Annotated in this window: 6 protein-coding genes; 5 read left to right on the top strand and 1 reads right to left on the bottom strand. The window is 50.7% G+C overall.

Features of this window, described 5'->3' with window-relative positions; translation table 11 throughout:
- Window positions 1–406 precede the first annotated feature (406 nt).
- Window positions 407–1,852, bottom strand: a complete 1,446-nt coding sequence (locus tag Mal48_RS01675; protein WP_197441964.1) for a neutral/alkaline non-lysosomal ceramidase N-terminal domain-containing protein — start codon at window positions 1,850–1,852, stop codon at window positions 407–409.
- A gap of 1,006 nt (window positions 1,853–2,858) precedes the next feature.
- Here Mal48_RS01675 and cas3g point away from each other — a divergent pair.
- The 5 genes from cas3g (at window position 2,859) to cas4g/cas1g (ending at window position 11,443) form a co-directional block, all read left to right on the top strand.
- On the top strand, window positions 2,859–5,633 hold the full coding sequence (cas3g, locus tag Mal48_RS01670) for a type I-G CRISPR-associated helicase/endonuclease Cas3g (protein WP_145195490.1): 2,775 nt from the start codon (window positions 2,859–2,861) through the stop codon (window positions 5,631–5,633).
- Complete coding sequence (gene cas8g2, locus Mal48_RS01665) at window positions 5,630–6,490, top strand: type I-G CRISPR-associated protein Cas8g2 (protein ID WP_145195488.1); 861 nt, start codon at window positions 5,630–5,632, stop codon at window positions 6,488–6,490. Before cas3g ends, cas8g2 begins: the two co-directional genes overlap by 4 nt.
- 2 nt (window positions 6,491–6,492) lie before the next feature.
- Window positions 6,493–7,548 (top strand): type I-G CRISPR-associated RAMP protein Csb1/Cas7g, encoded by a 1,056-nt coding sequence (cas7g, locus tag Mal48_RS01660; RefSeq protein ID WP_145195486.1) that lies wholly within the window; start codon window positions 6,493–6,495, stop codon window positions 7,546–7,548.
- A 90-nt stretch (window positions 7,549–7,638) separates the two neighbouring features.
- Entirely contained in the window at window positions 7,639–9,207 is a 1,569-nt protein-coding gene (csb2, locus tag Mal48_RS01655; protein ID WP_145195484.1) for a type I-G CRISPR-associated protein Csb2, read from the top strand.
- 406 nt (window positions 9,208–9,613) lie between these two features.
- On the top strand, window positions 9,614–11,443 hold the full coding sequence (gene cas4g/cas1g, locus Mal48_RS01650) for a CRISPR-associated endonuclease Cas4g/Cas1g (RefSeq protein ID WP_197441963.1): 1,830 nt from the start codon (window positions 9,614–9,616) through the stop codon (window positions 11,441–11,443).
- The last annotated feature ends 14 nt before the right edge of the window (window positions 11,444–11,457 follow it).

The raw sequence follows: 11,457 nt of genomic DNA, 5'->3' as shown, positions 1-11,457 counted from the left end.
CACCCGAGTGGGATAGCGAAATCGCAAAGCTATTGCTTCAAAAAAACACCTTAGCTGAGTTATAGCGTAGAGAGCATGTTCGTATAGCGGTCCTATACGGGGACGGACATTCTGGAATCTGCTTCGGCACGACTTCCCTCTTCAACTGGTCTTATCATCAGCTAGATTTCGAAAATTGACAACGTATCGACATCAATGGTTCACCAACCATGGTGACATCGCTCAGAGCGTTGGTTTTGTTGGCACTGAAAACTTCACACTTTCCTGTTTGGATCACTGGAGATAGTTCTTCGAATTCGTACGCAGGTTTTCATGCGCCATTGCTTTGGAATGTCTTCGAAAACGAATGGGTGACTCCCGGAACCAGGGTTCTGGAAAAGCGAATCACGATGCCGTGCAATCGTCTTTAAGGCTTTGCATCCTGAGCAACGTGTGTCAATAGTTCCAGCAGACCCTGTCTGATTTTGGCTTCTGCTTCCACTTCTAGAAAGCTGGAACGGGCAGGCCATGTTTCGTATCCACCAAGCGCGTGCTGTTCGGCTGGCGGCAAATAACCACCATATCCATTGGCCAGTTCGATTGTAAAAGTCTGTTTGAGGGGACTCTGTTCTTTGATCTTCAATCCGGTCTCTGCAAATACCTCACAAGGAGCCGCGGCAATGCCAATGTCTCCGATCCGAATGGCTTGCAGCATCATCGGCATCGTCGGTGGATACTTACTGAGGTGGATTGCTTCCTGCGCATACACTTTCGACCAGCGATGCGGTTGTGGTTGATCGAGATTGCTCAATAGGTCTTTGGCCCAGTCGACACGTGCCTGATCGGGGCGACGAACACTCAAGCTGAGGTCTCTCTGCTGCATCTCGAGATCAACATCAGTGCGGTGGTCGATCTTATTCAGCATGGCAATCGTATCTTGCGCCAGCATCCGACCTGCCAGAGTCAGCCATTCATAAGGCTTGTATTTTTTCCCACCAGAGCGAATGGCTCCGGTATTCCCGCTGGTGCCATTCGACATGATTCCGATAAACGGTGGATGGTCAGACTCCTTGTCGAGCTCAGTTTCAAGAGCTTGAGCATACTGACCAAAATAGTCAGCGCTCACGATGCCACGTCGGTAGCCTCCGCAGTAGTGGACACTGAAGTTTCCCAGGATAGCCAAGGGGTGTCCGTCGGTATGTCGAACTGAAAGAACAGAAAACTGAGGGTCAACAGGTCCAGCTGGTTCTATGACCGCAGTACTTTTTCCTGCAACAGATTTAATTCTTTCACCAGTTTCTCCAAATGGATTTGGTTCAACGCTCCCTGGTTCACAGAGGAATCGCCGGCAGGCAATCAGATCAGGACGGTTAAATGAGCCGCCCCCAATGCTGGCGGGTGCTAAATTCCCCTCGGCTGTTTGAACAGCTTCGGCGATCCGATTCGAAACGAGTGAGTGGTATTCGTCATCAAGAGGAGCGGTGCCAACATGGGTCAATCGAGGAGTTGCATGAGTGTGTGTGCCCGCAATCAGAATCCGTTCGATTGCAATCCCTGAGTTGTTCACGATTTGTCGCTTGGCTGCGTCGACGACATCACGACTGATCATGCATGTATCACAGACAACAATTGCCAATCGAATCTGTCCGTCATCGAGAACCAGTGCCCGCGCATGTAATGGATCGTTCACTCCAGAAACGACACCGTTCTTGCTGATCGGGCCGTCGAGTGAAACACCGAGTGCGGGTGTGATATCCACCTTTGCTGCCCCAGCACGAAAAACTCCCTTCTCCGCAGCCGCAGCATTGCTGACAATAACAGAGACAAAGAAAAGTGCCTTCAGGAATTTCAAGTCGATAAAATGATTCAGCATCAGTCTTTCCACAACATGAGGGAACGAATTCGCTCCCATCATAATTGACACTGCAGTATTTGGTACAAGCGAGTTACGTTCCCAAGAACGAAAAAAATTGTTTAGAATCAGCCCTGAAACTCTTTGCGGATAGTGAACTTCTCCCCGGGTGCCAGAACGTTTGGTGCAGGTGTATGTAGAATTCCCAGCCGGTCGTGAGTCGGCGTAAATTCTTGAGCCATACCAGCCTCTGCCCAGTTATTGTGCCCTGAAATACTTAGTGGCAATGGCGACTGAAGGAGGTTTCGCGCCTGACACGAAGAAGATCACGATCGACAAGATGAGTGGCTTTTGTGCGAGCGTTTTGAAACCAGAGTGACGATTCCAATACGGGGAAGCTGAATCGGTTCAAGCTTCGCTCATCGAGTTTTGAGAATTCTAACGTCAGGTCGGACATGCAGTGTCCCACCTGCCCCCCTTGGTTCGCTAACATTAAAATCGATCAATTGCATCTTGAAAAGGACGGTTGATTGAAAAATGAACTGCGGTTATCCTAATGGGCTTGAAATGATTTAAAGAGGGCCAAAATTGGTAAGTGCAACTAATCACCTGCAACCGTGGCTATCGCTAAATAGCTTAAGAAAAACGTGTGCAGCTTGGATCTTGAAAGAATTCCCTGAAGGATTCGGCGTCAGCCAGAAGACCGCCCGTAGCAACACTGCGCAACAGCAAAGCGCCGAATTACCCGTTGAGCAACCAGCTTGCCCCCACAGACGCAACCCGCAGCCTCGCCCATGCGACACTCCGCGCGCGAGCCTCGACCTTAAGCTTGGAAAAACAGCCAGACTCCCCCTCGGGCAAAGACTCCTGAAACCGACGACCGGAACCGCCTTACCGAGAAGAATTCCTCGCTGCTGCGAAACTCGCAACCGGCTTCGATGACGAACAAACCCTCCTCTGGAAACTCGTCGCCCTCCGCAAGAAGAAATCACTGCCCAGCGTATTGAAATAATTGAAAGGTGAATTGATGCCATCATCAATCGATTTCCGCGAGACGTTTGCAACATTGACTGACCATCCCCCGTTTCCGTGGCAGGAACGTTTGTATGAACGTTTTCTCCAAAACGACATCCCTGAAACCTGCCTGTTGCCGACGGGTCTAGGTAAGACATCTGTCATTGCCATCTGGTTGATTGCCCTCGCAAACAATCCTGATTTGCCACGACGATTAGTTTACGTAGTGAATCGTCGGACGGTTGTCGATCAGACGACTGTTGAAGTGGAAAAGATTCGTAAAAACCTTTTGAACCACCCGCAACTTTTAGGCATCTTCAATGAAATGTGTTCACTGAAGCTTGCTGACGAAGACAACAATCAGGTTCCACTTGCCATCAGCACACTGCGAGGACAATTCGCCGACAATCAAGAATGGTCGCAAGATCCTGCCCGACCAGCAGTGATCTGTGGTACGATCGACATGATCGGGAGCCGCCTGCTCTTCAGCGGTTATCGCTGTAGTTTTAAGACAAAGCCAATGCAAGCTGGCTTTCTCGGTCAGAACTCATTGTTAGCGCATGACGAGGCGCATCTTGAGCCTGCGTTTCAAAAACTGCTTGAAAAGATTCGTGCTGAACAAGTGAATTCAACTGACCAGCAGCCATTACGAGTCATGGCACTCTCTGCAACGGCTCGTGCGAGTGACACTGCCGCCTTCGAACTCGACAGTGACGACCATAAAAACCCGGTCGTCAAACAACGAATCACAGCTGAGAAGGAGTTGCATCTGCATCCTGTCGACAATGAGAAGAAGGATCTGATCGACACTCTCACTACGCTGGCCCTGAATTACCAGAAGACGGGCAAAGCGGTCCTGGTTTATGCCCGCAACGTCGAAACCGTCGAGAAAGTTTCTCAAAACATTGAGAAAGAACTACGGAAATTAAAACTCAAGAACACCGAAAGATTCGTTGCGACTCTCACCGGAACGATGCGAGGGCTAGAACGAAACCGACTCACCGAGACCGATGTTTTCAAACGTTTTCGACCGGATGTAGAGGCTAAAGAACTCAAGGATGAGACGGTTTATCTTGTCTGCACGAGTGCCGGAGAGGTCGGTGTCAACATCTCGGCAGATCATCTTATTTGTGATCTTACCAGCTATGAGAGCATGGCACAGCGACTCGGTCGTGTGAACCGTTTTGGTGCATGCAATGGAACTGAAGTTCATGTGGTTCATCCAACTGAGTTTGCCACTGAAGAGGAAACTGCAAGCAAACCAGAACTCAAGTATGACCTCTCACGCCATCGAACGCTACAACTGCTGAAAGAGCTAAATGGAAGTGCCAGCCCTGCGGCATTGGATGCGTTGGACAAAGCTGCAAAGCATTCGGCCTTTTCACCACCACCGGAGGTGCTGTACACGTCGGACATTCTTTTCGACGCTTGGGCGAATACCACCGTTCGAGACCTGCCGGGGCGTCCACCGGTAGAAGAGTATTTGCATGGAATCACTGATTGGGAACCTCCACGAACCGAAGTTGCCTGGCGTGAAGAAGTTGAGAGAATCACGCCGGAAATCCTGCAACAGAATAAACTCACAGCAGATGACCTCCTCGCTGACTATCCACTTAAACCACACGAAATTCTCAGCGATCGAAGCGAACGCATCTTTGATCGCCTGAAGAAAATTCACGAGCGCATCGAGAAAGATTTCCACAAAGAAAAGGACCATGCAGGCAAGGAATTCCCACCCATACCAGTCTGGATAACGAACAAAGACGACAAAACTGAGATCACCGACCTACTCAAAATCATTGAGGGAGACAAAAAACGGTTCTCACCGAGATTGGTGCTCTTGCCACCAAAAATCACTGACGGCCAGCTCACCATTAAAGTCGGTGGCTTAGATAAAAATGGGCTGTTCGATGCGAGTTCCGAGACAGCTAATGATATTGCGGACTTATGGCAAAACGAAGAGCAGACAGCGGGATATCATCGACGTCGTATCATGGGAAGCGAAAAGCCAGCAGGCATGCGGCTGATTCGATCATTTCAAACGAGTTCTGAGTTCTCGGATCAGGGGTTAGCCGACCACTCCGATACCCCTGATGAAAACGAGATGTGTTTTTGGAACTGGTACGTGAGCCCCAATCGTGGTGACGACGACGGTTCCAAAGCGACAGTGATAGAGCCTATTCCCTGGCCGCAGCATACTGAACAAGTCATCGAGTACGCGACCCAGATTGGCGATTCGCTTCTCTCTACTGCTCCGGAAATTCGGCACGCTCTGATTCTCGCTGCTCGTTTTCACGATTTCGGAAAGCGACGAACAGTCTGGCAGCGCAGCATCGGAAACCCGAGCCCGTCTGTTCCTTATGAAAAGTCTGGTAAAGCGAAAAACTGGGGTCAGCTGATTGAGTCAACCCGTTATCGGCACGAATTCGGATCGCTGCTTAATCTGTTGCACCCCAGTGAAGAGGATCGGCAGGAGTTCGTGACTGCCTATTCCGAATTTGTAGAGATGAATGAAGAGCAACGCGACATCGTACTGCACTTGATCGCGGTTCATCATGGGCGCGGGCGTCCTCACTTTCCGATCGACGAAGTTTTCGACCCGAAGTATTCGCAAAAACTCTCCGACGAGATAGCGAAAGAAGTGCCGCGGCGTTTTGCCCGATTGCAACGCCGATTCGGTCGCTGGGGGTTAGCGTGGCTTGAGTCGTTATTCCGGTCGGCAGACTATGCAGCGAGTGCCCGTCCAGCACCAGTTCGAGAGACAACCGACAATGAGGTGACTGCATGACTCCTGAACCAACAATTCGAATCAATGTCGATGTCACCAACCCCGGTCAATTCTTCGCCTGCTGCGGTCTGCTTGAACTCGCAGACCGTCTGTGGAACGGAGCTGAAGGCTGGTTTGATGAATCGTTATTGCACTTTTGTATTGCTACGGAAGATTCCACGGCGAATGCGGAAGGACTTTTGCAAGCATTAATCAACTGCGAGCTTCGCAACACGATGGAACCAGATAAGCTTGAAAGATACGAATTTTTAAAAACATTGACTACGAAGGAGCGTTCCAAGAGTCAGGCAGAAGAGCGGAAGCAATACGACAAACTTTGGAGAGAATTGCCCTTAGTCTTGGATGCCCCATTTCACCTGACCATGGATTGGTTTCTCGACAATCGTGCAGGTGGCAGTCGCTTCAAGACTTGGGCAGGCCAACAGTCTGTCATCAATATCGCTCTCGACATGAAGAAGCCTGTTGACGCAGGAAAATACGCCGATGTCCCTAGCGAAGACTGGCTCCAGCATACTTGCGGCGAAAGTGTCGACTTTAACTTTGACTCAGATAGTAGTGTGCAGTCTTCACCACTCGATGCTGGGTTTTCACTTGATCCATTGAAAATGAGCGGCGCCACCAGACCGTTGATGCAACTGTTCGCATTCATCGGACTTCAGCGTTTTCGCTCGTTGGCCGACACGAAAAATAACGCCTACACCTACTCCCCCTGGACCATTCCAGCTTTGCCACCTGCGGCCGCTTGTATGGCGTCCTCGGGATCTCAGGTTCCCGGTCAGCAGAAGTTGACATTCCCCCTGCTTTATCGCACGAAGTATCTCAAATCTTTTCTTCCAGCCCAATTGAACGGAGAATAACGATGTCTAAACTTGACGCTTACGACAATTACCTCGCTGACAATGGCCCCGCAGCACTTGTGATTCGCGAACCGCTGATGTCAGTGGAAGGGACCGACGGCGTAATCTTCCCAGCGACCTATGCCGCTGCAGAGAACAGTCGCGTTTTTGCTGGCGGTTACAACATCGATACTTTCGATGATGGAAGTAATATCTGCCTCATCGATAGTGTTGGATCGCAAGCCAATCGTATCGAACCAATCTTTGACGACCGTGAATGCGATGGCCGCTACGAAGAATTGGTCCCACAACTTCGGGTGCAGGCCGGTGAGAAAGAGGTCAGTATTCTCGAAGCAGGTCACCGCGCCGGAGACGCATTGGTGCGTTGCTCTGAGCTTGCAACAGAGTTGAACGCAGCCTTTCAAGCAGTGCTGAAAGGAGACTGTTTACCTCTTGCGAAATCAGCGCCGACATCATTGGTCTTCGGCGTCTGGGACTCGCGAGATACTCAAGCCAAGCTGCCACGTTTGCTGACCTCCACCATTCGCGCCTTCGATGTGCGAAAGCTCACCCGCTCAGCTCAATTCACGCCAGCAACGACTTACATCGATGATGGACTACTTGAAGACACAAAAGACAAAAAACTTCGGGATGCATATTCAGAACGTGGATTCATCCACGTTCCTGCATCCGGTTCACACGGTGGAATCATCGCCGATGGTGGGGTTCGCCGAGACGCGACATTGTCCCTGTCTGCATTGCGGCAAACATGCCGAACTACAGACCCTGAAGAGCGCAAGAAGCTTCAACGTTATATCCTGGGCCTTGCACTTGTTGCCTTCACATACCCTACAACGGGATACCTACGCCAGGGCTGCAACCTGGTTCTAAATCCCGATCAAACTCGCGAGTTCAAGGAAGTCCATGGTAATGGTGAACGCAAGGATGCCCAGATCACACATGAACAAGCTTTGGAGTTCGCACAAGCAGCTGCGAAAGATTTTGGGATCGGTGAAAGCAAGACGGTTCCGTTTGATAAAAAACTCGCCAAGGCTGACCTCAAAAAGAAAGAGAAATAATGCACTGCTTAGCCGGACATTTGAAATGTCCGGCTAAGTTCGCTTTCAGCTCCTCGAAAACACGACATCAATTTATTGTTAGAGAAATTCATGAGTAATTTCATCATTTCGGTAACGTTTCTTAACGGAACGTTTCACGGTCGCTGCGACGGCAGTTCCGCGGAGTGGCCACCCTCACCGATGCGACTGTTTCAGGCACTTGTTGCGGTCGCAGGGGCCAAGTGGCGAACAGACTTTCCCGAACGAGTGCAAGCTGCCTTCGACTGGCTCGCCTGTCAGTCTGCTCCTGATATTTACGCGCCGAATTTTCGTCTCGGCACACCGTATCAAACGTCCGTTCCCAACAACGCGATGGATATTGTCGGTCGTGCCTGGAGCAAAGGAAGCACCAGCAAAGATGCTCAAGTCGCAACCCATAAAGCGATGAAAGAGATCGCTTCAACCTATCTCCTCGGAGACGATGAGCAACATTGGCAAACTTCTGATGAGTCGAGTTGGAAAGTCTCTTATGTCTGGAAAATCGACTCTGTAGAAAAAGTGAAAGACCACATAAACGTCATCAAAGAGTTGGCGTCGTCACTGTATGAAGTTGGTTGGGGACTTGACCTCGTCGCAGGACATGCGAGTTTAGAAGCCGATTCTCCGTCGCAAGCCAACTGTTGGTCTCCCTCGAATACTGCTGGGACCGCTCTCCGCACGCCTCGCCCTCACGCTCGAGAAGCCTTACAGCAACGGCATTCCCGCTTCCTGAATCGCATCTCAGGAACGACGTTGATTCCGGTACCCCCACTCTCGCCACTCGCGTACGAGGTCGTTCAATATCGCTGTACAGACGATCCAGCGACACCAACATTTGCAGCTTTCAGTTTCATCGAAACCTCAGGAGCCAAAATGTGCAGCTTCAATTTGCTCTCCGGGATGCAGGTTGCTGGCATGCTGCGCCACGCTGCTTCCACAGTCGCAACCAACGCTGGCTGGCCCGACGAAACAGTCAATCGACTCATCTGCGGTCACGGAGAACCGAAAGAGGCCGACAAGCATGAACCGGTCGGACGAGAACGTTTTGCCTACATTCCGCTACCCAGCCTGGAACGGCGAAAAACACCCGACTTCAATTATGTTGGCATGATCCGAAGAGCGTTAGTCTACATTCCATCCGGAGGGCGAGATGTGGAGGTACACTCAATGAGACGCTTACTCTCCGGAATGGAACTTATTAGGAAGCAAGACAAAAAAGTCGAAGCTCTGATTACCGCATTACCAGCGAGTGACAGGATGGTCGGTCACTATGTTCCGCCAAAAGGTGCCAGCACGTGGTCGACTGTCACACCTGTCATTCTTCCCGGACGTGACGACCGCAAAGAGAAAAAAACCGAAAAACTGCTGCGTAAGTGCATCGTCCAGGCAGGATTTCCCGAGCACCTCGCCAACAATGCACTTCTGGATTGGAGGCGCGTTGGCTACCGGCCAGGCACAGAGCATGTGAAGAGTTATCAAGGCAAAGTTCCAAAGCATCTTAAAAAATTCCCGCTCTATCATGTAAAGATAACCTGGAGGCAAGCAAACGGACGCCCACTTGATGTACATGGACCAATTGTTTTGGGGGGCGGACGTTATTACGGAATTGGACTATTTGCCGCAGAAGATCTTAAGAAATAATTTGCAAACGGTTAATTACGGTGTTACTCTAGATTGACTCTAATGGACTTCCTATTCACACACGGATGATTCATTTTATGGTTGCGGACGGTTTGCCACTGGATCACTCCAGGGTTCCGTGACCCACGGTTGGCTTTTCTTTTTATGACGAAGTGAAGTTCAGTTTCGCTCGGTCGTTAACAAGACGTTTTGTCGCGCTGCATTGACAATTGTCAATTGCCGCAGCGATCCCCGCGGCCAGACTCAATCTTTCTTCCTCTCTAGAACCGGTCCGTAAACTTGTGAAATGATGACTTTACTCAATGATTGAGAGAGCAATTTTAAGTTTCAGGATCAGTTCTAAAGTGTGACTAAGCCAGTCAACTTCGCGAAACGGTTAAAATCCGACCGCGAAAAAGGATCAACGATGATTCAAGGGCCTGATGCACGCGCGTCGATGTCGTCGAGTTCTTCTCCGACGACATCTGTTTCCACTCTTCAGACTTCCGACAAGATCCCCGACGATGCTCTACTGCCGGTGAGAATGCTGAACGAATTCACCTACTGCCCACGCTTAGGTTATCTTGAATGGGTGCAGGGGGAATGGGCGGAGAATCTGGAGACTCGGCAAGGTTCCTTCGGACATCGCGTGGTCGATAAAGCCGACCGCAAACAGGTGAAGCCGCCAGCGAAGGTGGAACCGAAACAGCAGGCGAATTCACCTCAACCTGATGAGCCTGACGAACAAATTCATGCCCGCTCGATCATGCTTTCATCCGACAAGGAAGGACTGATCGCCAAGCTCGATCTTGTTGAACTCGAAGGGGATGTTGCAACTCCCGTCGATTATAAACGTGGCAAGGTCCCGGATGTCCCCGAAGGGGCCTACGAGCCCGAGCGCGTCCAGCTCTGTGCGCAAGGTCTCGTATTGCGAGATAACGGTTATCAATGCGACGAAGGAGTCTTGTACTTCATCGCTTCGAAACGGCGAGTGGTCATCCCATTCGATGAGGAACTCGTCACTCGTACACGTCAGCTCGTGACCGACTTCCGTGCGACTGCCGACGCCGGAATCATACCGCCTCCATTAGAAGATAGCCCGAAATGCCCACGCTGTTCTCTGGTTGGAATCTGCTTACCAGACGAAACGAACCTCCTGCAATTGGAACCACTTACAGATCAAGACAACTCCGACCCAACACGACTGCCAACGCGTTTACCAAAATCGACTGATCCACCGCGTCGACTCTTACCCGCCAAAAACAACGCACTTCCGTTATACATTTCCGAGCAGGGAGCCTTCATCGGGAAATCGGCTGAACGATTGACTATCAAGCTGAAAAAAGAGCAACTCGCAAGTGTGCGGATGCTCGACGTCTCACAAATCTGCCTGTTCGGCAGCGTCATGCTCTCAGCACAAGCGATCAGCGAGTTATCCAGACGCGGAATTCCGATCTGTCACTTCTCCTATGGAGGATGGTTTCACAGTATCACGGCCGGGTTGATTCACAAGAATATCGAGCTGCGAATTCAGCAATACTCAGCAGCTCAAGATGATGAGCGTTCACTGAAAGTTGCTAAACAGTTGATCGCTGGCAAAATCAAAAACTGCCGCACTCTTTTACGTCGCCATATCCATGACAAGAAGTCCCCCGTTCTCACGAAACTCACCGACTATCATCAGCGAGCCTTAAGAGTGACATCAAAAGAATCGTTACTTGGGCTGGAAGGAATGGCAGCTAAAGAATACTTCGCTGATTTCTTTCAACTATTCCCCAACCATCCTGCCTTGGCGGTCAATGGACGAAACCGCCGACCTCCGCGAGCCCCAGTAAACGCAGTCCTTTCGTTCCTATACAGCTTGTTATCGAAAGAATTGACTGTTGTGCTACAAGCAGTCGGGTTCGATCCGATGCTCGGCGTGTTTCATACTCCGCGATACGGTCGACCGTCGTTAGCACTGGACCTGGCTGAAGAATTCCGACCGCTTCTCGCTGACTCGGCAGCCCTCATGGTCTTCAACAACGGAGAAGTCAACGCCGATTCCTTCATTCAACGAGCTGGAGCGGTCGCCATGACGCCCGCTGGTCGCAAGAGCGTAATCGCAGCTTACGAGCGACGCATGGAAACAGAAATCACTCATCCAATTTTTGGCTACAAAATCTGCTATCGCCGCATTCTCGAAGTTCAAGCCCGACTGTTAGCCCGACACCTTCTGGGAGAAATCCCTGAGTACCCCAGCTTCGTGACCCGGTAGCTTCTTCACTTCAC

It is taken from the genome of Thalassoglobus polymorphus (genome assembly GCF_007744255.1).
Lineage (GTDB): Bacteria > Planctomycetota > Planctomycetia > Planctomycetales > Planctomycetaceae > Thalassoglobus > Thalassoglobus polymorphus.
The sequence above is the reverse complement of the archived record's forward strand: the minus strand, read 5'-3'. Positions and strand labels throughout refer to the sequence as shown.